Genomic DNA, 21,566 nt, shown 5'->3' with positions numbered 1-21,566 from the left:
CGCTGATCCGCGCCGCCGCTGCCGACCTCAATGCGCCGCTTCTTTGAGTAGCGGCACCTCTTTACCCTGTGCATCGAACAGCTTGCCACCCTTGAAGTAGTCGCCATCGTTGAGCGCCGCAATATCCTGGTAGCGCAGGGTGCGTTCGCTGCCGGCGACGAATACTGACTGCTGGTCCGAGTTGCCTGTTTTGAAGTGGTTGAACGCCAAATTCAGCACAATCGCCATGATCGCCGCCGAGCTGATGCCGGAATGGAAAATGGTTTCGAACCAGGCTGGGAAGTGATGATAAAAAGCCGGCGCGGCAATCGGGATCATGCCGAAGCCAATCGAGGTGGCGACGATAATCAGGTTCATATTGTTGCGGTAGTCAACCTTAGACAGGGTGCGAATGCCACTGGCTGCCACGGTGCCGAACAGCACCACACCCGCCCCGCCCAATACCGCCGTGGGTACGGCAGCTACTAGGCGCCCCATCACCGGAAGCAGACCCAAGGTCACCAGAATCAACCCCGCCGATGCCACCACATAGCGGCTCTTAACCCCAGTTACAGCCACCAGGCCCACATTCTGGGCGAAGGCGCTTTGGGTGAAGGAGCCGAAGATCGGCGCAAACATGCTGGAGATCATGTCGGCGCGCAGACCATTGCCGAGCCGCTTGGAGTCGACCTTGGTTTCAATGATGTCACCCACGGCGAGGATGTCTGCCGAGGTTTCCACCAAGGTGACAATAATCACAATAAACATGGAGATGATGGCGGCCACGTGAAAGGTCGGCATACCGAAATGGAAGGGGCTGGGGAATGCCACCATCGGCCCTTCGGTGATCTTGGAGAAGTCCGCCATACCCAGTGCAAGCGCCACCAGGGTGCCAATGACCATGGCCAGCAGAATCGACAAGCGCGAGATGCTTGAACTGCCTAATTTGCTCAGCAGCAGCACCGTAACCAGGGTCAGTGCGGCCAGGCCGATATTGGCCATGCTGCCAAAATCAGCCGCCTGGCTGTTACCGCCCATTGCCCAACGCGCCGCCACCGGCATCAAGGTCAAGCCGATGATGGTAATCACGATCCCATTCACCAGCGGTGGGAAGAATTTAGTAATTCGTGAAAACACCGGGGTTATCAACAGCCCGATAGCCGAGGCCGCCATCACCGCGCCCAGCACCGCAGGCAGGCCCCCGGCGCCATCGCTGCCAATGATCGCAATCATGGTGGCCACGCCGGCAAAGGACACGCCCTGCACCAGCGGCAGCTGACAACCGAAAAACGGTAAACCCAGGGTTTGCAGCAAGGTCGCCAACCCGCCGGCAAACAGTGATGCGGCGATCAGTAGGCCGATATCCGCTGGCGACAGACCTGCAGCCTGGCCGACGATCAGCGGCACGGCAACAATGCCACCGTACATGGTCAACACATGTTGCAGGCCATAGGCGAGGTTGGCACCGATACCGAGGTTTTCGTCTTCCGGGCGCGGCACAGAGGACGGCGTAACAGGTGAAATCGACATGCTGAGGTTCTCGCTGTTGTTCTTGTGCAGCCAATGTAGACAAAGTCAAAAGCTCTTGGCTACAACTTTGTATACATTTTTCGACAAAAGAGCATCACCAGAACGATCCACCAACAGACAGTCTAAAAACAGGCAAACACATACAGAAAAACCGCCTTGGCAGGCATTGCCAAGGCGGTTGTTTATATCAAGGTCAGAGCAGCCCAGCGTGCCCATTAATCGTGCAGGACGCTGTACAGCCGAGGCTCAGCGCGAGGCTTGCATACCGGCCAGCACCAGTAGCAACGCCGCTGTCTCAGCATCCGGCTCGCCGTCATAGCGCGCAGGCCGGTACTTCATTTGAAAAGCCACGATTACATTGCGTGTGGCCGGATCCAACTCACCCTGCATGGGCACCGCGTAGCCTTGGCGTGCAAGCTGCTCCTGGAACCACTGCACGCTCGGCAAGCGGGTACTGAACAAGGCGTGTTGCCGCGCAACTGCATCGGCGTCCGGCCACGGCAGCAAGCCTTCATCGGCGAGGCGCTTCCAGGGAAATAGCGGGCCTGGATCAACCTTGCGCTGCGGGGCGATATCGCTGTGCGCAATGATGCTGCCAGGGGGCAGTTGATGGCGCTGCATGATGCCCTTGAGCAGCACGACCAATGCATCGATTTGCGCTGGCGCAAAGGGCTGCCAGTAACGACCGTTGGGACCATCGTAAAAACCCTGATTGACCAGCTCGATGCCAATCGTGGTGCCATTGAGCCAGGTACGCCCCTGCCATTGGCTGACACCAGCGTGCCAGGCACGGCGGTTTTCATCCACTAGACGGTAGACAGTCGCAGGAGCCTCGCCGATCAGGTAATGACTGCTCACCTCGCCTTGGGTCAGCAGTTGCAGCGAGCGCGCAAAATCGGTGGAGGTGTAATGCAGCACGATGTACTGCACGCGGCTGTTTTGCCCGCTAGCGATGTAGCTGTCGTCAATTTGCAGGCTGTTGCTGCAACCGGCCAGCAGCGCAAACAGAACACTTAAACAAAAAACTCTCATGGGTTGATATGCAACACGCTTTGCAGGTTATCCAGCAGCATATCGACGCTGAGCATGATCAACAGCATGCCCATCAAGCGCTCCACTGCGGTCAACCCGCGAGGTCCAAGAAAACGCTGCAGCAACGAGGCCTGCAACAAAATAAATGCGGTCGCCGCCCACGCTAATAGCACAGCGGCATAAAGCTCCCAGAGCGCCCCTTCGTGGGTATTGCGCAGGGTCATCAACACCGCCAGCGCCGATGGGCCCGCCACCGCCGGGGTAGCCAACGGCACCAGCATCGGTTCGCCATCCGGCACATCACCCAACACACCCTGGGGACCGGGGAAGATCAGGCGCATGGCGATCACAAACAGGATGATACCGCCGGCAATCGAAGTTGCCTCCCGCGACAGCCCCAAAGCGCTAAGCACTTTGTCACCAAAGGTGAGGAAGAGCATCAGCAGTGCCAAGGCAAACAACAGCTCACGCGCCGCCACCCACAGTCGACGCTTAGCCGGCACGTTCTTTAATGCCGCGATAAAAATGGCGATATTGCCGAAAGGATCCGTAACCAGAAAGATCAACGCGGCAATGCCGAAAATTTCCATAACAACTCCTCAGACGATCAGCAGAGTTTAGTGTCTTACGCAGTAGAAGACGCCTTTGATCTGGCAGAACCATCACGCTGGTCTAGTGCCGAAGCAATGTAAGGCTGACGCTGCTAGACTAAAAACTGTACAGATATATTGATATGTATAAGTCTTGTACTGACTGGGAGATTAAACCGATGCGCGCCCTGCTGTGGTTCAAACAGGATCTACGCCTTGATGACCACCCCGCCCTGCAAGCAGGCCTGGCTGCCGAGTGCTTACTGCCGGTGTATGTACTGGACCCTGAGCTGCTCCAACTCAACGCTTTTGGTATGCGGCGCATGGGTGTGCACCGTGCGCGCTTCCTGCTGGAAAGCTTGGTGGCATTGGAGAGCGAGTTGCGGCAGCGCGGCTCGCACCTGCTGGTGATCATCGGCACAGCAGAACAGGTCATCCCTCAGCTGGTTGCTCAATTCAAGCTGGATCAGGTGCTGACTCTCGAAGAAGTGGCGCCCGATGAACGCGCCCAAGTGGCGCGCGTGGCTCAGGGCCTTGGCGATGTTGCATTGCAGCAAGCACCGACCAACAACCTGCTGCATGCAGAGGAGCTGCCCTTCACCCTTGATCAGTTGCCGCATGTGTTCAGCCGCTTTCGCAGCCTGGTGGAAGAGCGTTTACAGGTGTTCCAGCCACGTCATGCCCCGGATCGTTTACCTGGGCTGCCCGATGGTGCGCTGGCCCTGATGCAGCCGCTGCCAACGCTGTCGCAACTGGGTTTGGGCGAGCCGCTTAGCGTGCCGGCCAGCGCCTTCCCGTTTGCCGGCGGTGAGCCGGCAGCCCTTAGTCGGCTGCGTGATTACCTGTGGAAAACCCAGGGTGTAAGGCAGTACAAAGACACCCGCAACGGCATGATCGGCAGTGAGTACTCTTCCAAGTTTTCACCCTGGCTGGCTAATGGCAGCCTGTCTGCACGCCGGGTGGTGGCCGAACTGCGCCGCCATGAAGCGCAGTACAAACGCAATGATTCGACCCATTGGTTGTGGGTCGAGATGCTCTGGCGCGATTTCTTCCGCTGGACGCTATTACGCCACGGCAGTGCGCTGTTTAAATCAGGAGGCCTGAAAGCCACTGAACGCGCACCGCAACAACTGGATCAACGCCTTCAGGACTGGTCGCGCGGGCGCACCGGCATGCCGTTGGTGGATGCCAATATGCGCGAACTGGCCGCCACCGGTTTTATGTCCAACCGCGGCAGGCAGGTGGTTGCCAGCTACCTGATCAATGACCTGCAGCAAGACTGGCGCCACGGCGCGGCCTGGTTCGAGGAGCATCTGATTGACTATGACCCGGCCAGTAACTGGGGCAACTGGGCCTACCTGGCCGGTGTGGGCAACGACCCCCGGCATAACCGGGCGTTCAATGCGCTGCGCCAGGCCCGCGAATACGACCCTGACGCCCAGTACATCAGCCTCTGGCTACCGGAGTTGCGCGACGTGCCACAAGCGTTACGCCACACGCCTTTCCTGCTCGCAGGCGGGCATTTGCGCAGCCTTGGCTACCCACAACTGGAACGTATTCCGGAAAGCTGGAAACCCTATTTACACAATGTTGCCTGAGCCGCTGACAGCCATGCAGGTAATACCGGCCTAGCCTTGCTCGACCCGGTTACGCCCGCCACCCTTGGCGCGATAGAGCGCCTGGTCGGCACGCTCGAACACCTTGTCGCTGTCCTCGTCATTGCTGAAGGCCGTCAATCCAGCCGACAGGGTGATAGTTACGCGCTCACCTCGAAAGTGGAACGGGCATTGTTCAACGCCATCCAACAGGGTTTGCAACAGTTGCTGACCGCCCTCCAGAGGCGTTGAGGGGATCAACAGTACAAACTCCTCGCCGCCGAACCGCGCAATAAAATCAGTTTTGCGCAGGCGCTTGGCCAACTCACCGGCAATGATCTTCAGCACTTTGTCACCCGCCAGGTGACCGTAGTTGTCGTTGATCCGCTTGAAATGGTCGATATCCAGCACCGCGAGCAGCAATTCGCCGCCATAACGCTTCCAGCGCGCCATTTCCAACTCCAGGCGCTCGCTCCAGCCGGCACGATTGGGCAGGCCGGTGAGCGGGTCGATCAACGCTTTTTGCCGCTGCTCTTCGAGGTGATCGCGAAAGCCCTGCGCTTCATGCTCCATGTCAGCAACCTTCTGGGTCAGACTCTGCAGACGCTGCGCGACTTGTTCCTCATGGCCATCACGGTGCTTCTGGTGCTCGCTGACGGTGCTAAGCAGACCATCCAGACGGGCTTCCAACGATTGCTTGAGGGTGGGCAGATCAATCGCATCCTGCACGCTGGCCTGCAAGCCACTGACCTGCTCACGCAATTCCAGGTTAAAGCTGCGAGCGCTCTGCACGGACTCGCTGTAACCCTCGTGGGCCTCGCTGAGGGTACTGAGAAAGGAGGCTAGGCGCTCATTCAACTGCTTCAGGTAGCTGGCAAAATCGCGCTGACCGCTATCGGTGACGGCCAGCACCAACACCGCCAAATCATCCAGCACCGACACCAACTCGTACCAGTTCAGGCCACCCTGTACCCGTTGGCGTAAGGCCTCGCCCTGCGGCTGATGGCGCTCCGGAAGCTCCAGTTCATCGAGCAGCCCCATCAAACTGTCGCCGATATGTGCGGCAACAGCGCTGTAACCCGGCTCGGGAATTTCCGGTAGGGCGTAGGCCGGGTCGCCGGCACTCTGAGCTGGCGCAGACGCTGTCGGCGCCAGCACGGCATCGGGTAAGACTGCCACGGCAACCTGCAACTCTGCCCCTGACGGTTGCTCGTGCTCAACGGGTGCCCTAACAGGCTCGACAGATGCAGGTGCAGGTGCAGCCATGCTGGGGGCCGGTAACGATTCGACCGCTAATGGTGGGCGGTCCGATTGCGCGGCAGCAGCCGGGGCGGGCGCTGCTGGTTGCGCCTTATCAGCCGGCGTCGGCTCAGCATCAGTAGGGCTGCCGGACGCTGTCTCCTTGTTACCAAATAGCCGCTGTAGCAAGCCAGGACGCGGCGTACCGGGCTCACCCCCATCAAATGCCGCCAGCACTTGTTGCTGCAGGCGGCTCAATTCTGAGAGCAACGCAGGCAGCTCACGCGGCTGACTGGCACGCTCTTCGATGCGTTTGGCAAACTGCTTGAGCGCCTTGCGCACCTCGCGCGGCGGTTCCAGAGCGAGCAGCTGATCAGTCAGGCTGGTGACCCCAGACACATTCAACTCAAGTCGATCCTGGCGGCTTTTCTCGGAGTCCAGTACCGCCCTCTCCAACCGCGGAATCAACGCAGACAGGCCGGCATCGATATCGTCGCGGCGCAGAATGTCGCGCAGCTCTTGCATGCACTGGTCGACCGATTTATCACTGCCCTCAGCTGCCAGCGAGCTGCGCACCAGCCCACGCCTTAGCAGGTCGAGTCGCGCATCCCAGCTGCGTTCGAGCTTTTCTTGCTGTTCCAGACTTTCCAGGTACTTGCTTTTCCAGCGTTGAGCATCATCGGTCATGGTTGCAGTCCAAACGTAGAAGCTGTTTTACGATCTCGCGAGCTAGAGTCCTGCAAGGAAAAAACAGGCGAGGAAGCGGAGTTTACTGGTGTAAATGAGCATTCCGAGCCTGTTTTTAACGCAGCAGGGCCGACGCGCAGCAGATCATAAACAGGTTCTTAAGGCTCAATCAGCATAGGCGTTGCCGGCCCATAGAGTGAAGTAGGCAGGCGAATTTGCACCGCCACGGGCAAGTGATCGGAAATTGACATTGGCAACACCTCACAGCGCTCCAGTGACAATGTCGGGCTGAGGAGGATGTGGTCAAGGCAACGCTGCGGCCGCCAGCTAGGGAAAGTCGCCTCGATTTGCGGCGCGAATAACTCAAGATCGCGCAACGGCGAATGCAGCAGAAGATCATTGGCATGCGTATTCATGTCGCCCATCAGCACCCGGTGGCGATAGTCACTCAGCAGTTCGCGAATGTAGGCCAGCTGGCGGGTGCGGGTACGCGCGCCAAGTGACAGGTGCATCATCACCACCGCAATCGCGTCCGGCCCCTCACCCAGGCGCAACAACATGGCACCGCGCCCCGGCGGACCAGGCAGCGGGTGATCTTCCAGCAAGCTGGGACGTAAACGACTGAGCACGCCATTGCTGTGTTGCGCCAGGCGGCCGAGGTTACGGTTGAGTTGCTGGTACCAGTAAGGAAAGGCGCCAAGATGTGCCAGGTGTTCGACCTGATTGACGTAGCCGGAACGCAGGCTGCCGCCATCTACCTCCTGCAAGGCGACTAAGTCGAAATCATTGAGCAAGTCGCCAATCCGTTGCAGATTGCCGCTACGCCCGGCGGTAGGCAGCACATGCTGCCAACTGCGCGTGAGGTAATGGTGATAACGCTGGGTACTGATACCCACTTGGATATTGAAACTCAGCAGCCGCAAACTGCCATTCTGCGGCCAGTCTTCGGCTGACACGCAACCGGGGTTGACCTGTGGGTCGCACAGGTCAACCGCTCGCTTGGCAGGCCAGCGCCTGAGCATTTACGCGTTATCCGCGTCTGCCACTTACTGCTCGGCGCGTTCTTTGGCGATCAGGTGGTCAGCCACTTGCAAGGTTTGCTGCGGACCACCCGAGCTGCTGATGTCAAACCGGTATTTGCCGTTGACGATCATCACCGGCACGCCGCTGATCTGGTAGGCCATGGCCAGTTTCTTGGCTTTCTCCAGCTGGCTCTTCACGCCGAATGAGTTATAGGTCTTGAGAAAGGCGTCTTTATCGATGCCTTCGGCCGCCAGAAAGTCAGCCATTTCTTCCGGCGTGGCGAGCTTTTTACCCTGTACATGGATGGCATCGAACACAGCGGCATGCACCTTGTGCTCAGCCTTCATCGCCTCAAGGGTGATAAACAGCTGGCCGTGAACATTCCACATACCGCCGAACATGGCTGGGATACGCACGAAATTCACATCGTCCGGCAAGCTATCAATCCACGGGTTGATGGTTTCTTCAAACTTGTAGCAATGGCCACAGCCGTACCAGAACAGCTCCACCACTTCGATCTTGCCTGGTTTGGCAACCGCGACCGGGTTGTTCAACTCAACATATTGCTTGCCTGCTTCAATCGGCTCGGCGTGAGCGCTCAAGCCAAACAGGCTGGCGGTGACGAGAGTGGCACTGAGGATCAGGTTACGCATGCGTTACTCCTTGGCTATAGACGGTGCGCGATGGCGAATCGAAGTTCGACCCGCGAGGCAAACTGGGGTTCCGTACATTGTAGCGATGCCCACAATGAAAAAGGGCGGCCTAAGCCACCCTATTTCATTACGGCATGTCGCAGTGTTAACAGATCAATGCAGGCCTTGAATAAAGCTGGAGACTGCTTCGATGTCTTTGTTGCTCAGCTTGGCTGCGATCGAACGCATGATCATGCTGTCGCCATCGTTGGTACGGTTGCCTTCACGGAAGTCAGTCAGCTGCTTGGCAAGGTAAGTGGCGTGCTGACCACCCAGTTGCGGGTAACCGGCGGCATCCAGGCCAGCACCATTCGGCGAATGGCAACCGGTGCAAGCAGGCATGCCTTCAGCCAGTTTGCCGCCACGGAACAATTCGCCGCCACGCTCAACCAGCTTCGGATCGGCCGCACCAACACTCATCTTCTGGCTGGCGAAGTAAGCGGACATATCTTCCAGGTCTTGGTCGCTGAGGTTGTCCAGCAAACCGGTCATTTCCACGACAGGGCGCGCGCCGGATTTGATGTCGTTCAGCTGCTTGAGCAAGTAACGCTCGCCTTGCCCAGCCAGTTTCGGGAAGTTCGGGGCTGCACTGTTGCCGTCGGCACCATGGCAAGCACCACATACAACAACTTTACCCTGACCCGCTTCGGCATTGCCGGCGGCGTGCGCCAGGCCGGTAATGCCAAGGGTCAACAGCAGACTCACGAGTACTTTGTTCATCAGCTAATCCAATTTGCGACTAAGAGAAAGAGTTTATAGGCCCGGCTTACTCGGTCATCAACTTAATGACCGCTTGGTAATCCTCGGCCGAGCAGTCGGTGCACAGCCCACCTGGTGGCATGGCATTCAGGCCGTTGGTGACGCTAAGTACCAGCGCATCCATACCCTTCGCCAAACGCGGCTCCCAGGCAGCCTTGTCGCCTTTTAACGGCGCGGTCGGGATCGCCCCGTTGTGGCACACGCCGCACGCACGAGCGTATACGGCTTCAGGGTCCTGTGCAGCGTGAGCCCCCAACGAAAACATCAATGCAGTGGCTACAGTCAGTAGTTTTTTCATCAGATCAACCTCATCAGGGAGGGGAACGTACTGCTTTCTATGGGCAGATGATCTAAATCGTTCCCGTGAACACTTATCCAACAGCGGGAGAAAGCGCACACAAAATCTGCGCCATTATATACTGGCGTCATTGAAACGGAAACGACGCAGCTTGCCGCGCTATGCGCCAACAGGCAGGCTGCGCGCAAATGTCGCAAGGGCATCGCGCCTGTAACGCCACCCTACGCTCGCCTCACGGATATCCAGATGCAACCCAAGAACCCGATTATCGGCCTGTGCCAGCAAGCCACTTTTCTTATCAGCGCAGCCAAAGTCGACCAGTGCCCGGAAGATTTCGGTCATGAAGTGGCCTTTGCCGGACGCTCCAACGCCGGTAAATCCAGCGCCCTGAATACCCTGACCCACGCCAGCCTGGCGCGCACCTCAAAGACGCCTGGGCGCACCCAGCTGCTCAACTTCTTCAAACTGGATGAAGAGCGTCGCCTGGTCGACTTGCCCGGTTATGGTTACGCCAAGGTACCCATCCCGCTGAAATTGCATTGGCAGAAACACCTGGAAGCCTACCTCGGCAGCCGCGAATGCCTGCGAGGACTGATGCTGATGATGGATATCCGCAAGCCGCTGACCGAGTTCGACATACTGATGCTCGATTGGACAGCCGCAAGCGAAATGCCCATGCACATCCTCCTAACCAAAGCCGACAAGCTGGCCTTTGGCGCCGCGAAAACCGTTCTACTAGAGGTGCGCAAGGAGATTCAGGCACGCTGGGGCGACCGCGTTAGCATCCAACTGTTCTCAGCGCCCAAGCGTATCGGTATCGAAGACGCACAAGCGGTGTTGGCCGAATGGATGCAACTCGGCGAATTTGCCGTGCCGGACGATGAAGAGACTGAGGCCTGATTCAGCACGCTTGAGGCCTGGCCATAACGTGATGACCAGGAGTGCGGGCAAAAAAAACCCCGAAACTTCTATGGGGGAGGGAAGTTTCGGGGTTCAACATCCGAACCGCTAGGGCGGGGTTCAGAATCTGCCAACACTTAACACAACAAAGGAGCATCGAATGGTTGTCTAGGCCATTCATAAGCTCTGAGTGGCCAAGCCAAAGCAAAGTTCAGATGCTCGCTGTAATTAATTTATTTAAAGCGCAGACACCTTGATAGGCCTACGCCTTTAGCGCTCGCCAGTAGGCTCTACACCGCCCATCAATGAGCCTCGTCCCAGTTAGCACCTACTCCTACCTCAACCAGCAGCGGCACATCTAACGCAGCGGCATTGCCCATCAACGGCTTGATCTGCTCACGCACCTGCTCGATCAGATCCTCGCGCACTTCCAGCACAAGCTCATCGTGCACCTGCAAAATGACCTTGGCATCCAGACCGGACTCGCTCAGCCAGTTGTCCACCGTCACCATCGCGCGCTTGATGATGTCCGCCGCGGTGCCTTGCATCGGCGCGTTGATCGCCGTGCGTTCGGCGCCTTTGCGCAGCGCCTGGTTCTTCGCATGAATATCCGGCAGGTATAAGCGGCGACCGAACAGGGTTTCAACAAAGCCCTGCTCAGCCGCCTGCGCGCGAGTGCGCTCCATATAGGCCAGCACGCCGGGGTAGCGGGCGAAGTAGACATCGATATAGGCCTTGGCCTGCTTGCGATCGCAACCGATCTGCTTGGCCAAACCAAAGGCGCTCATGCCATAGATCAGGCCGAAGTTGATCGCCTTGGCACTGCGGCGCTGATCGGTGCTGACATCCTCCAGCGCTACACCGAACACCTCGGCAGCCGTGGCTTTATGCACATCGCGACCGTGGCGGAAGGCATCCAGCAGGCTTTCGTCCTTGGCCAGGTGGGCCATGATGCGCAGCTCGATCTGCGAATAATCCGCCGCCAGCAGCTTGTAACCCTTGGGCGCGATAAAGGCCTGGCGAATGCGCCGGCCTTCGGCGGTGCGGATCGGGATGTTTTGCAGGTTCGGATCGGTGGACGACAAGCGCCCAGTTGCGGCCACAGCCTGGTGATAGCTGGTGTGGATACGCCCGGTGCGCGGGTTGATCTGCTCCGGCAAGCGGTCAGTGTAGGTGCTCTTAAGCTTGCTCAGAGAGCGGTACTGCATCAGCACCTTGGGCAGTTCGAAGTCCTGCTCGGCCAGTTCGGCCAACACCGCCTCGGCGGTAGATGCCTGTCCTTTGGCGGTTTTGCTGATAATCGGCAGGCCGAGTTTTTCGTAAAGAATCACCCCAAGTTGCTTGGGTGAAGCCAGGTTGAATTCCTCACCGGCAATCTCAAAAGCCTGGCGCTCTAGCTCCACCAGTTTTTCACCCAGCTCGACGCTTTGCAGGCCCAACAGGTTGGCATCCACCAATGCGCCTTGACGCTCAATACGCGCCAACACTGGCACCAACGGCATTTCAATTTCGCGCAACACCTTGGCCAGGCTCGGCTCGGCGTCCAGCTTGGCCCATAAGTGCTGGTGCAGACGCAGGGTCACGTCGGCATCTTCGGCGGCATAGGGCGCGGCCTGGGCCAGGTCGATCTGGTCGAAGGTCAGCTGCTTGGCGCCTTTACCGGCAATATCCTCGAAGCGGATATTGCTGTGGTCCAGGTACTTGAGCGCGAGGCTGTCCATGTCATGGCGGGTAGCGGTGGAATCCAGCACATAGGATTCGAGCATGGTATCGAACGCCACGCCCTGCACGCGGATCGGCGTCGAGGCATTGGCCAAAATATTGATGTCGTACTTGGCGTGCTGGCCGACCTTGGCTTTGTTTGGGTCCTCAAGAATCGGCTGTAGCGCCTTGAGTACTGCATCGCGGTCCAGCTGGGTCGGCACGCCCATATAACTATGGTCAACCGGGATATACGCCGCTTCTCCCGCTCTAACCGCAAACGACAAACCGACCAACTGGGCCTTCTGTGCGTCCAGGCCAGTGGTCTCGGTGTCGAACGCAATCAGCTCGGCGTTGCGCAGCTTCTCCAGCCAGACATCAAACTGCGCCTGGTCGAGGATGCATTGGTAATCGCCCAGCGCTTCGGTTGCCGGAGTCTGCGCAGGCGCTTCATCGGCGCCTGAGGCAACCGCTGCAACTGCAACCTCCTCGGCCACAACATTGGCGCTCGGTGCCAGGGCAAATAGATCATCGGCGGCCGCTTTGGCCTGCGGCGCAACTACCGGAGCAGGATTGCTGCGTAGCAGTTCATCGCGCCAGGTTTTGAACTCCAGCTCGGCGTACAGCTCGACCAGAGCGGGCACATCCATCTGGCCTGGGTGCAGCGATTCGATTTCGATATTCAGCGGCACATCGAGTTTGATGGTCGCCAGAGCATAGGACAGGTAGGCCATGTCCTTATGCTCAGTGAGCTTGGCCGGCAGGGTCTTGGCGCCACGAATCGGCAATTCCGGCACCTTCTCGAGGTTGGCGTAGAGCACGTCCAGACCGCCGCCGACACCGACCAGCAGACCCAGCGCAGTCTTCTCACCTACGCCCGGCACGCCAGGGATGTTGTCAACCTTGTCGCCCATCAGCGCCAGGTAGTCGATGATCAACTCAGGACCGACGCCGAATTTCGCTTTCACGCCCTCTATGTCATAGACGCTTCCGCTCATGGTGTTGACCAGCGTAACGTGCGGGCACACCAGTTGGGCCATGTCCTTGTCGCCAGTGGAGATCACCACATCACGCCCCTCGGCGGCGCACTGACGGGCCAGGGTGCCGATCACGTCATCGGCTTCGACACCTTCAACACACAGCAGCGGATAGCCCATGGCTCTGACACTGGCATGCAGCGGCTCAACCTGTACCCGCAGCTCGTCCGGCATCGAGGGGCGATTGGCCTTGTAATCAGCATACATTTCATCGCGAAACGTACCGCCCTTGGCATCGAACACCACGGCAAACGGGCTTTTCGGGTACTGCTTACGCAGACTCTTAAGCATGTTCAGCACGCCTTTCACTGCCCCCGTCGGCAAGCCCTTGGAGGTGGTCAGCGGCGGCAAGGCATGGAAAGCCCGGTAAAGGTAAGAAGAACCGTCAACCAGTACGAGAGGAGCTTGGCTCATGAGCAGGATCAACCTTTTCGGCGGGGGCGGCGTTAGAATGACCGCACCATTGGAATCAAAGGGACAAGGTTATCATGCGTGTACTCAATCGCCTGTTGCTGGCCAGCCTGCTGGCATTCACCACCCTGGCCGTTCAAGCCGAAGATCCTGTCTCGGCCGACCCGGATGTCACCATTCGCCAAGAGGGTGATCGCACTATCCACGAATACCGGGTTAACGGTTTTCTCTACGCGGTGAAAGTCATCCCAAAAGGCGGTAAACCGTACTTTCTGGTCCGCGCCGATGGCAGCGATGGCAACTTCGTCCGTTCAGACAGCCCGGATATGTTGATTCCGGCCTGGGAAATTTTCAGCTGGTAATTAAGGCAGTTCTGTCATGTCGGTGTTTACCCCGCTTGAGCGCCACGAGCTCGAGGACTTTCTCGCCCCCTATGGCCTAGGTCGCTTGCGCGACTTCCAGGGCATTGCTGCGGGCAGCGAGAACAGCAATTTCTTCGTCAGTCTGGAGCGGGGCGAGTTCGTCCTGACTCTAATCGAACGTGGCCCAAGCGCCGACCTGCCGTTCTTTATCGAACTGCTCGACGTGCTACACGCTGCCGGCCTGCCCGTGCCCTATGCCTTGCGTACCGAAAACGGCGAGGCGCTACGCAGCCTGGCGGAAAAGCCGGCGTTGTTGCAGCCGCGCCTGGCCGGCAAGCATGTGCACGAGGCTAACCCGCATCACTGCCAGGAAGTCGGCGCGCTGCTCGCGCGTATTCACCTGGCCACGCGCGCGCAACCGCTGCCACGCAAAAGTGATCGAGGCCTGGACTGGATGCTGAGTGAGGGGCCAAGCCTGGCCTTGCAATTGCCCGATGAGCAGTTGCCCTTGCTGCGTGATGCATTGGCGGAAATTCACGACCTCAAGCCACGCATTCTTGCTTTGCCGCAGGCCAACCTGCACGCCGACCTGTTCCGCGACAACGTGCTGTTCGACGGCAACCATCTGGCCGGGGTGATCGACTTCTACAACGCCTGCTCCGGGCCGATGCTCTACGACCTGGCGATTGCCCTGAACGACTGGTGCTCGAATGCTGATGGCAGCCTCGACCCCAAGCGCGCCCAAGCCTTTCTCGGTGCTTATGCGGCGTTGCGGCCCTTTACGGCGACGGAAGCCGAGCTGTGGCCGGCGATGCTGCGTATCGCCTGTGTGCGCTTTTGGCTATCACGCCTGATTGCCGCCGAGTCCTTCGCCGGGCAAGAAGTGTTGATCCATGATCCCAGTGAGTTCCAACGTCGCCTGGCACAGCGCCAGCAGGTCGAGCTGGCGCTGCCGTTCGCTTTCTAAGACTTAAGAGGCGGGCTACAGAGCCTCCAGGCAGCCCGCCAACTCGCCGGCCAGATTATCCAACAAGGCCTCATAGCCCTTGGCATTCACCGGCAAGCTGCCGCCCATGGCATCCATTTCAGCCAGGGTGACGGGCAAGCCGGCGGTTAGGGTTTTCGCCAAGCGCGGCAACAGTGGCGGCTCGCTGAACACACAGGTCGGCCCTGCCTGCTGCAACCGCTCACGCATGGCGGCAACGTGTTTAGCGCCTGGTTGCACCTCACCCAATACGCTGAACACGCCCGCATGCTTGAGGCCATAGGCGGCCTCGAAGTAATCGTAGGCTTCATGGAAGACGAAGTAAGGCTTGCCTGCCAGGCCTTGCAAACGGCTTTTAAGACGCTGATCCAGCGTGGCCAGGCGGCTCGCGAATGCTTCGACATTGGCCTGGTAGCGCGCGGCATTCGCGGGGTCGGCAACAGCTAGGTCAGCCGCCATTTTGCGGGCAATCACCAACGCGTTGGCCGGCAGCAACCACAGGTGCGCATCCAGGCTGCCAGGGCGGTGGTTATGATCATGTTGATCGGCCATCTCTGCGTGACCGTCATGCTCTTCGTCGTGATCGGCATGCTCATTGGCGTGAGCATCAGCGAAATGACGCAAGCTCATCCCCGGCAAATCCTGCACCTTTACGCTGGTTTTAGCGCGGCCATTCAGCACCCGCGGCAGGAAGCTCTCCAAGTCGGGCCCGATCCAATACAACAGGTCCGCGTCCCGCACACTGCGTACATCGGAGGGGCGCAGCGCGTAGTGATGCGGTGAAGCGCCTGGCGGCAATAACACCTCCGGCTCACCCAGCCCATCTTGCACGGCGGCCGCAATCAGCTGCAGTGGCTTGATGCTGGTCAGTACGCGCAACTGAGGTTGAGGCTGCGTCTGAGCAGCAGCATTGAGGGATAAAGCGATGAACAGCAGGCAAGCAACCGAAAAAAGACGCGACACGGGGAGCACTCAGGCGGAAAGGAACAGGTAATATAATAACGTCTCTCATCCTATTCGTCGTTGCCCATGACTCAAGCCCCCTTGGCTTCACGCCCACACGATCACTCCCGTTGCGTCACTCACGCGCTGACCGAGGCGGAGAGTATCTGCACACGCCAAGGCCTGCGCCTGACCGCCTTGCGCAAACGGGTACTGGAATTGGTCTGGCACAGCCATAAGCCGCTCGGCGCCTATGACATTCTCGGCGTGCTGAGCGAAGAAGACGGCCGCCGCGCCGCGCCGCCGACGGTTTATCGCGCGCTGGATTTTCTCTTGGAAAACGGCCTGGTGCACCGCATTGCATCCCTCAACGCTTTTATCGGCTGCAGTCATCCACAGCACCCGCACCAAGGCCAGTTCCTCATCTGCCGCGTGTGCAGTGCGGCTATTGAGCTGGAGCAAGCGGCTATCAGCGACGCCATTACCCAAGCCGCCGCCGGTGTGGGCTTTGTCGTGGAAAGGCAAACAGTGGAAGTGGTCGGGCTGTGCGCCGGCTGCCGGGAGGGCGCATGAGTGATGCTCTGATTCGCCTCGAAGGCGTGGGCGTAACCTTTGCTGGTCAGAACGTATTGCAGGACGTGCAGCTCAGCGTTAAACCCGGCGAGATCGTCACCCTGATCGGTCCCAACGGCGCCGGTAAAACCACCCTGGTGCGCGCTGTACTCGGCTTGCTCAAACCCAACAGCGGCAGCGTCTGGCGTAAACCTAAACTGCGCATTGGCTATATGCCGCAAAAACTTCACGTCGACGCGACCTTGCCGCTTTCGGTGCTGCGCTTTTTGCGCCTGGTGCCCGGCGTTGACCGCCCTCGCGCACTGGCCGCGCTGGCTGAAGTCGGGGCAGAGCAGGTGATCGACAGCCCACTGCAAAGCATCTCCGGCGGCGAGCTACAGCGCGCGCTACTCGCTCGTGCATTGCTGCGTGAGCCCGAGCTATTGGTACTCGATGAGCCGGTGCAGGGTGTCGATGTCGCCGGCCAAGCTGAGTTGTACCGGCTGATCACCCAACTACGCGACCGCTATGGCTGCGGCGTGTTGATGGTGTCGCACGACCTGCATCTGGTGATGAGCACCACCGATCAAGTGGTTTGCCTGAACCGCCATGTGTGCTGTTCCGGGCATCCGGAGCAGGTCAGCTTCGATCCGGCGTTCGTTGAGCTGTTTGGCCAGGATGGCAAGAGCCTGGCGATCTACACCCACCACCACGACCATGCGCACGATCTGCACGGCGCCGTGGTCAGCGATAGCGCATCGGGCCTGAGCATCAAGGGCCCGGTTAAACCCCACATCCACGGAGATGACTGCAAGCATGGCTGATTTTCTCCTCAATGCCCTGCTCGCAGGCCTGGCCCTGGCGCTGGTCGCCGGGCCGCTCGGCTCCTTCGTGGTGTGGCGGCGCATGGCCTATTTTGGCGACACCTTGTCCCACGCCGCGCTGCTCGGCGTCGCGCTGGGGCTGATGTTGGATGTCAGCCCGATGTTAGCGGTGACGGTGGGCTGCGTGCTGCTGGCGGTGTTGCTGGTGACCCTGCAAAGCCGTCAACCGCTGGCCTCCGATACCCTGCTCGGGATTCTCGCCCACAGCACCCTGTCGCTGGGCCTGGTGGTGCTGAGCTTTATGAAAGATGTGCGCATCGACCTGATGGGCTACCTGTTTGGCGACCTGCTGGCCGTCAGCCCCACTGACCTGGCCTGGATAGTCGGTGGCAGCGCGCTGGTACTGGTGCTGCTCGCGCTGCTGTGGCGGCCGCTGCTGGCGATCACCGTGCATGAGGAGCTGGCCAAGGTCGAAGGCCTGCCGGTAGCGGCGATTCGCCTGAGCCTGATGCTGCTGATCGCCGTGGTGATCGCCGTGGCCATGAAGATTGTTGGGGTACTGTTAATCACCTCACTGCTGATCATCCCGGCCGCCGCCGCCCAGCGTCATGCGCGCACCCCGGAACAGATGGCCTTCGGCGCCAGCCTGCTGGGCATCGTCGCAGTCTGCGGCGGGCTTAGCCTGTCCTGGTTTGAGGACACCCCAGCCGGACCATCGATCGTGATCACCGCTGCCAGCCTGTTTTTGTTGAGCTTTGCCCTACCCCGGCGCACCGCCTGAACGGTGGTGGTGCCACGGAGCGCAGTGTAGACTTGCGCGTTTTTTGCACAATCCGAGACGCGCAGTAATGAAATCGTTCGTTTTACATGGCTGTGCCCTGATGCTGGTTCTGCTGTTGGCTGGCTGCCAAAGCGCGCCACAACCGGCCAACCTGCCAGTGGATGACCTCGTCAGCGCCTTTCGCCAGCTCGACCAAAGCCTCGCCAGCGGCGACTTGAACGGCGCCGAAAGCCAGCTCGTCAGCCTGCAACAGCGAGCTGTAGGCGATACGCGCCTGGAGCAGTACCAGCGGCAACTCGCCGAGGCGCACCTGCAGCAAGGGCAAACAGCCCTGCAGGCCGGCGATCTGGACAGCGCCACCAAGGCCCTGAGTCGTGCCCGCAGCCTGATGCCCCAAGCACCCGCGCTGACCACCGGACTGGACGGCGCCATCACCCAGGCGCGTGAAACCGAGCTGGCCATGGCTGCACAGCAGCGCCAGGCTGACGAACAGGCCGCCGCCCGTGCCGACGCCATGCGCCTGGAACAGGCGCGGCAACTGCGCTTGAGCGCCGAACGCCAAGCGGCAGCGCAGGCCACCCAACCAGCGAATACCCCGGCACCGGCACCTGCCAAAGCGCAAGCCAAACTGATCAACCCGGCCGCCGCCAACAGCGTGATTGCCCTGCCGATGCTAGATACTCAAGACAACGAACGCCTACGCAGCCTCCTCGACGCTGTAGCGGCGGACATGGTCGCGTTCAATTGCGCAGTGCGCATCGAAGTGCGCCAAAGCAAAGACTTCCCCTGGGTCGCCTCTTTGCTCAACGCGCGGATCAAGCGTCTCGATCCAGGTTTCAGCCCACGCATCAGCCACGTGATCAAACCGGCGCAGGTGCCGCAGCTGATACTCAGCCCCGCACGCTGATCCGACTTTGCCAGCACCACGACCGGGCTTGCCCGGTCGTTTGCATTGGCGCTGGCTACACTGCCCAGAACACACCTGTATTTAATGCAATTTAGTTATAACCATAGGTCTACAAAGATTTTTGCGACCTAAACAGTGCCGGGTAGACTAGCCACCGTTTCGGCCTACCCGGCAGCCCGAAAAACCCAAAAGGTTTATGCAGTGATCAACTTCCATCAGGTCCACAAGGCGTACCGCGTCAGTGGCCAGAACATCCCCGCATTGCAACCGAGCGATCTGCAGATTGCTCGGGGCGAAGTGTTCGGCATCATCGGTCACTCCGGCGCCGGCAAAAGCACCCTGCTGCGCCTGATCAACCGCTTGGAAGAACCCAGCGGCGGACGCATCGAGATCGACGGTGAAGACGTAACCGCGCTCGACGCCAATGGCCTGCGACGCTTCCGTCAGCGCGTCGGGATGATCTTCCAGCACTTCAACCTGCTGTCATCCAAGACCGTCGCCGACAACGTCGCCCTGCCGCTGAAACTGGCCGGCGAACTGTCGCGCAGCGCCATCGACGCCCGGGTTGCCGAGTTACTGGCACGGGTTGGCCTGCAAGATCACGCCAACAAATACCCGGCGCAGCTCTCCGGTGGGCAGAAACAGCGCGTCGGTATCGCCCGCGCCCTTGCCACCGAACCAAAAATTCTGCTGTGTGACGAGGCCACCAGCGCCCTCGATCCGCAGACCACGGCCTCGGTGTTGCAACTGCTGGCGGAGATCAATCGCGAACTGAACCTGACCATCGTACTGATCACCCACGAGATGGACGTGATCCGTCGCGTCTGCGACCGCGTGGCGGTGATGGATGCCGGCGTCATCGTCGAGTCAGGCTCAGTGGCCGAGGTGTTTCTGCACCCGCAACACGCCACCACCAAACGCTTCGTACAAGAAACCGAGCAGATTGACGAGAACGAACAGCGTGACGATTACGCTCATGTTGCCGGGCGTATTCTGCGCCTGACCTTCCAGGGCGAAGCGACCTACGCGCCGTTGCTGGGCACTGTGGCACGTGAGACCGGGGTCGATTACAGCATCCTGGCCGGGCGTATCGACCGCATTAAGGACACCCCCTACGGTCAGCTGACGCTGGCCCTGACCGGCGGCGATCTCGACGCCGCGCTGGCGCGTTTTGCGAGCGCCGACGTGCATCTGGAGGTGCTGCGCTGATGGACGCCCTACTGACTCGCCTATTACCCAACGTAGACTGGGCCGAAATCGGTTACGCCAGCCTGGACACCCTGAGCATGCTCGGCGGCTCGCTGCTGTTTACTGTGTTGCTCGGCCTGCCGCTGGGCGTGCTGCTGTTTCTCACCAGCCCGCGACAGATGTTCGAGCAGAAAGCCCTCTACGGCGTGCTGTCACTGCTGGTAAATATTCTGCGCTCGGTGCCGTTCGTGATTTTGCTGATCGTGATGATCCCCTTCACCGTGATTGTCACCGGCACCTCACTGGGCGTCGCCGGGGCCATCCCACCCCTGGTGGTTGGGGCCACGCCGTTCTTTGCACGGCTGGTGGAAACGGCGCTACGTGAGGTGGATCGCGGCATCATCGAAGCCACCCAGGCCATGGGCGCAACTACCCGGCAGATCGTGGTGAACGCGTTGCTGCCCGAGGCGCTGCCCGGCATCTTCGCAGCCGTCACCGTCACCGCGATTACCTTGGTGTCCTACACCGCCATGAGCGGCTTGATTGGCGGCGGCGGCCTGGGTGACCTGGCGGTGCGTTACGGCTATCAGCGCTACCAGCCGGACGTCATGCTGGTCACCGTGATCCTGTTGCTGGTGCTTGTACAAATTCTGCAAACCGTCGGCGACAAGCTGGTGGTGCACTTTTCTCGCAAATAGACAGCCCACTACTCAGGTGGCCATGCGCTGCCACAGGCTGATCCCACAAGGAGCTTTATGATGAAAAAATTGATCGTAGCCGTTGCTGCCCTGGCAGCCTTTTCCGCCCAGGCCGAGAGCCTGAGTGTTGCCGCCACTGCCGTACCGCACGCGGAAATCCTCGAATTCGTCAAACCGGCTCTGGCTAAAGAAGGCGTTGAGCTGAACATTAAAGTCTTCACCGACTACGTGCAGCCCAATGTACAGGTCGCCGAGAAGCGCCTGGACGCCAACTTCTTTCAGCACCAACCGTACCTGGATGAATTCAACAGCAGCCGCGGTACTACGCTGATCAGCGTTGCCGGTGTGCACGTCGAGCCCTTCGGTGCCTACTCCAGCCAACATAAAACCCTGGCCGACCTGCCGCAGGGTGCCAACGTAGTAATCCCGAACGACGCCACCAATGGCGGCCGCGCCCTGCTGCTGCTGCAGAAAGCTGGGGTTATTACCCTCAAGCCTGATGCCGGCATCCTCGCGACGCCGAAAGACATTGTCGAAAACCCCAAGACCATCAAAGTGCGTGAGCTGGAAGCCGCCACCCTGCCGCGCGTGCTGACCCAGGTTGACCTGGCCCTGATCAACACCAACTACGCCCTGGAAGCCAAGCTCAACCCGACCAAGGATGCGCTGGTCATCGAAGGTAATGACTCGCCGTACGTCAATATCCTGGTCGCACGTGCCGACAATAAAGACAGCGCAGCGATGCAAAAGCTGGCCAAAGCTCTGAACAGCGCTGAGGTGAAAGCCTTTATCGCTGAGAAGTATCAGGGCGCTGTTGTTCCGGCGTTCTAAGCCCCGGCGTTACCCGCGCCATC

The 21,566-nt window shown here is 59.7% G+C and carries 21 protein-coding genes; 11 read left to right on the top strand and 10 right to left on the bottom strand.

What is annotated here, in order from left to right:
* Positions 1-27: 27 nt before the first annotated feature.
* From D8779_RS08240 to D8779_RS08230, 3 genes are all read right to left on the bottom strand, one after another.
* The gene (locus tag D8779_RS08240; RefSeq protein WP_136663929.1) at positions 28-1,509 is read right to left on the bottom strand and encodes a nucleobase:cation symporter-2 family protein; all 1,482 of its coding nucleotides are present in this window, start codon (positions 1,507-1,509) and stop codon (positions 28-30) included.
* Between the two features lie 246 nt (positions 1,510-1,755).
* On the bottom strand, positions 1,756-2,541 hold the full coding sequence (locus D8779_RS08235) for a peptidoglycan recognition protein family protein (RefSeq protein ID WP_136663928.1): 786 nt from the start codon (positions 2,539-2,541) through the stop codon (positions 1,756-1,758).
* Entirely contained in the window at positions 2,538-3,131 is a 594-nt protein-coding gene (locus D8779_RS08230) for a MarC family protein (protein ID WP_136663927.1), read from the bottom strand. Before D8779_RS08230 ends, D8779_RS08235 begins: the two co-directional genes overlap by 4 nt.
* Before the next feature lie 179 nt (positions 3,132-3,310).
* On the opposite strand from D8779_RS08230, the gene D8779_RS08225 reads away from it, so the two are divergent.
* A complete protein-coding gene (locus D8779_RS08225; RefSeq protein ID WP_136663926.1) occupies positions 3,311-4,729 on the top strand; it encodes a DASH family cryptochrome in 1,419 nt (472 codons plus the stop codon).
* A gap of 30 nt (positions 4,730-4,759) precedes the next feature.
* Here the strand turns inward: D8779_RS08225 and D8779_RS08220 are convergent, their stop codons facing one another.
* From D8779_RS08220 to D8779_RS08200, 5 genes are all read right to left on the bottom strand, one after another.
* Entirely contained in the window at positions 4,760-6,652 is a 1,893-nt protein-coding gene (locus tag D8779_RS08220; RefSeq protein ID WP_136663925.1) for a GGDEF domain-containing protein, read from the bottom strand.
* Between the two features lie 158 nt (positions 6,653-6,810).
* Complete coding sequence (locus D8779_RS08215) at positions 6,811-7,674, bottom strand: endonuclease/exonuclease/phosphatase family protein (RefSeq protein WP_136663924.1); 864 nt, start codon at positions 7,672-7,674, stop codon at positions 6,811-6,813.
* 24 nt (positions 7,675-7,698) lie between these two features.
* A complete protein-coding gene (locus D8779_RS08210; protein ID WP_136663923.1) occupies positions 7,699-8,328 on the bottom strand; it encodes a thiol:disulfide interchange protein DsbA/DsbL in 630 nt (209 codons plus the stop codon).
* 153 nt (positions 8,329-8,481) lie between these two features.
* The gene (locus tag D8779_RS08205; RefSeq protein WP_136663922.1) at positions 8,482-9,087 is read right to left on the bottom strand and encodes a c-type cytochrome; all 606 of its coding nucleotides are present in this window, start codon (positions 9,085-9,087) and stop codon (positions 8,482-8,484) included.
* Positions 9,088-9,133: 46 nt separating this feature from the next.
* Positions 9,134-9,424 carry a c-type cytochrome gene (locus D8779_RS08200; protein WP_136663921.1) on the bottom strand — a complete coding sequence of 97 codons (291 nt, stop codon included), beginning with the start codon at positions 9,422-9,424 and terminating at the stop codon, positions 9,134-9,136.
* 246 nt (positions 9,425-9,670) lie between these two features.
* Here D8779_RS08200 and yihA point away from each other — a divergent pair, with 246 nt between their 5' ends.
* Positions 9,671-10,324 carry a ribosome biogenesis GTP-binding protein YihA/YsxC gene (gene yihA / locus D8779_RS08195; protein ID WP_136663920.1) on the top strand — a complete coding sequence of 218 codons (654 nt, stop codon included), beginning with the start codon at positions 9,671-9,673 and terminating at the stop codon, positions 10,322-10,324.
* Positions 10,325-10,626: 302 nt separating this feature from the next.
* Here yihA and polA read toward each other — a convergent pair whose 3' ends face one another.
* Positions 10,627-13,476 (bottom strand): DNA polymerase I, encoded by a 2,850-nt coding sequence (gene polA / locus D8779_RS08190; protein ID WP_136663919.1) that lies wholly within the window; start codon positions 13,474-13,476, stop codon positions 10,627-10,629.
* A gap of 74 nt (positions 13,477-13,550) precedes the next feature.
* Here polA and D8779_RS08185 point away from each other — a divergent pair, with 74 nt between their 5' ends.
* On the top strand, positions 13,551-13,835 hold the full coding sequence (locus tag D8779_RS08185; protein ID WP_136663918.1) for a DUF2782 domain-containing protein: 285 nt from the start codon (positions 13,551-13,553) through the stop codon (positions 13,833-13,835).
* Positions 13,836-13,851: 16 nt separating this feature from the next.
* Positions 13,852-14,802, top strand: coding sequence for a homoserine kinase (locus D8779_RS08180; protein ID WP_136663917.1), 951 nt, complete (start codon positions 13,852-13,854; stop codon positions 14,800-14,802).
* 15 nt (positions 14,803-14,817) lie between these two features.
* Here D8779_RS08180 and D8779_RS08175 read toward each other — a convergent pair whose 3' ends face one another.
* Positions 14,818-15,783, bottom strand: coding sequence for a zinc ABC transporter substrate-binding protein (locus D8779_RS08175; RefSeq protein ID WP_136663916.1), 966 nt, complete (start codon positions 15,781-15,783; stop codon positions 14,818-14,820).
* Between the two features lie 66 nt (positions 15,784-15,849).
* Here D8779_RS08175 and D8779_RS08170 point away from each other — a divergent pair, with 66 nt between their 5' ends.
* From D8779_RS08170 to D8779_RS08140, 7 genes are all read left to right on the top strand, one after another.
* Complete coding sequence (locus tag D8779_RS08170) at positions 15,850-16,335, top strand: Fur family transcriptional regulator (protein WP_136663915.1); 486 nt, start codon at positions 15,850-15,852, stop codon at positions 16,333-16,335.
* The gene (znuC, locus tag D8779_RS08165; protein WP_136663914.1) at positions 16,332-17,138 is read left to right on the top strand and encodes a zinc ABC transporter ATP-binding protein ZnuC; all 807 of its coding nucleotides are present in this window, start codon (positions 16,332-16,334) and stop codon (positions 17,136-17,138) included. The genes D8779_RS08170 and znuC overlap by 4 nt, the downstream gene beginning before the upstream one ends.
* Positions 17,131-17,919 carry a zinc ABC transporter permease subunit ZnuB gene (znuB, locus tag D8779_RS08160; RefSeq protein WP_136663913.1) on the top strand — a complete coding sequence of 263 codons (789 nt, stop codon included), beginning with the start codon at positions 17,131-17,133 and terminating at the stop codon, positions 17,917-17,919. The genes znuC and znuB overlap by 8 nt, the downstream gene beginning before the upstream one ends.
* Before the next feature lie 67 nt (positions 17,920-17,986).
* Positions 17,987-18,826 (top strand): PA5502 family lipoprotein, encoded by an 840-nt coding sequence (locus tag D8779_RS08155; protein ID WP_136663912.1) that lies wholly within the window; start codon positions 17,987-17,989, stop codon positions 18,824-18,826.
* Between the two features lie 201 nt (positions 18,827-19,027).
* Positions 19,028-20,035 (top strand): methionine ABC transporter ATP-binding protein, encoded by a 1,008-nt coding sequence (locus tag D8779_RS08150; RefSeq protein WP_136663911.1) that lies wholly within the window; start codon positions 19,028-19,030, stop codon positions 20,033-20,035.
* Entirely contained in the window at positions 20,035-20,712 is a 678-nt protein-coding gene (locus D8779_RS08145) for a methionine ABC transporter permease (protein WP_136663910.1), read from the top strand. Before D8779_RS08150 ends, D8779_RS08145 begins: the two co-directional genes overlap by 1 nt.
* A gap of 60 nt (positions 20,713-20,772) precedes the next feature.
* The gene (locus D8779_RS08140; protein ID WP_136663909.1) at positions 20,773-21,543 is read left to right on the top strand and encodes a MetQ/NlpA family ABC transporter substrate-binding protein; all 771 of its coding nucleotides are present in this window, start codon (positions 20,773-20,775) and stop codon (positions 21,541-21,543) included.
* Positions 21,544-21,566 lie beyond the last annotated feature (23 nt).

Source organism: Pseudomonas leptonychotis (assembly GCF_004920405.1).
Classification (GTDB): Bacteria; Pseudomonadota; Gammaproteobacteria; order Pseudomonadales; family Pseudomonadaceae; genus Aquipseudomonas; species Aquipseudomonas leptonychotis.
This window is presented reverse-complemented; position numbering and strand designations above follow the sequence as displayed.

Bases quoted from the DNA above. Each gene is read 5' to 3' on its own strand.
- yihA (WP_136663920.1), top strand. From the start codon at position 9,671: ATGCAACCCAAGAACCCGATTATCGGCCTGTGCCAGCAAGCCACTTTT.
- polA (WP_136663919.1), bottom strand. From the start codon at position 13,476: ATGAGCCAAGCTCCTCTCGTACTGGTTGACGGTTCTTCTTACCTTTAC.
- D8779_RS08225 (WP_136663926.1), top strand. From the start codon at position 3,311: ATGCGCGCCCTGCTGTGGTTCAAACAGGATCTACGCCTTGATGACCAC.
- D8779_RS08140 (WP_136663909.1), top strand. From the start codon at position 20,773: ATGAAAAAATTGATCGTAGCCGTTGCTGCCCTGGCAGCCTTTTCCGCC.
- D8779_RS08145 (WP_136663910.1), top strand. From the start codon at position 20,035: ATGGACGCCCTACTGACTCGCCTATTACCCAACGTAGACTGGGCCGAA.
- D8779_RS08155 (WP_136663912.1), top strand. From the start codon at position 17,987: ATGAAATCGTTCGTTTTACATGGCTGTGCCCTGATGCTGGTTCTGCTG.
- znuB (WP_136663913.1), top strand. From the start codon at position 17,131: ATGGCTGATTTTCTCCTCAATGCCCTGCTCGCAGGCCTGGCCCTGGCG.
- D8779_RS08205 (WP_136663922.1), bottom strand. From the start codon at position 9,087: ATGAACAAAGTACTCGTGAGTCTGCTGTTGACCCTTGGCATTACCGGC.
- D8779_RS08215 (WP_136663924.1), bottom strand. From the start codon at position 7,674: ATGCTCAGGCGCTGGCCTGCCAAGCGAGCGGTTGACCTGTGCGACCCA.
- D8779_RS08210 (WP_136663923.1), bottom strand. From the start codon at position 8,328: ATGCGTAACCTGATCCTCAGTGCCACTCTCGTCACCGCCAGCCTGTTT.
- znuC (WP_136663914.1), top strand. From the start codon at position 16,332: ATGAGTGATGCTCTGATTCGCCTCGAAGGCGTGGGCGTAACCTTTGCT.
- D8779_RS08170 (WP_136663915.1), top strand. From the start codon at position 15,850: ATGACTCAAGCCCCCTTGGCTTCACGCCCACACGATCACTCCCGTTGC.
- D8779_RS08235 (WP_136663928.1), bottom strand. From the start codon at position 2,541: ATGAGAGTTTTTTGTTTAAGTGTTCTGTTTGCGCTGCTGGCCGGTTGC.
- D8779_RS08180 (WP_136663917.1), top strand. From the start codon at position 13,852: ATGTCGGTGTTTACCCCGCTTGAGCGCCACGAGCTCGAGGACTTTCTC.
- D8779_RS08185 (WP_136663918.1), top strand. From the start codon at position 13,551: ATGCGTGTACTCAATCGCCTGTTGCTGGCCAGCCTGCTGGCATTCACC.
- D8779_RS08240 (WP_136663929.1), bottom strand. From the start codon at position 1,509: ATGTCGATTTCACCTGTTACGCCGTCCTCTGTGCCGCGCCCGGAAGAC.
- D8779_RS08200 (WP_136663921.1), bottom strand. From the start codon at position 9,424: ATGAAAAAACTACTGACTGTAGCCACTGCATTGATGTTTTCGTTGGGG.
- D8779_RS08230 (WP_136663927.1), bottom strand. From the start codon at position 3,131: ATGGAAATTTTCGGCATTGCCGCGTTGATCTTTCTGGTTACGGATCCT.
- D8779_RS08220 (WP_136663925.1), bottom strand. From the start codon at position 6,652: ATGACCGATGATGCTCAACGCTGGAAAAGCAAGTACCTGGAAAGTCTG.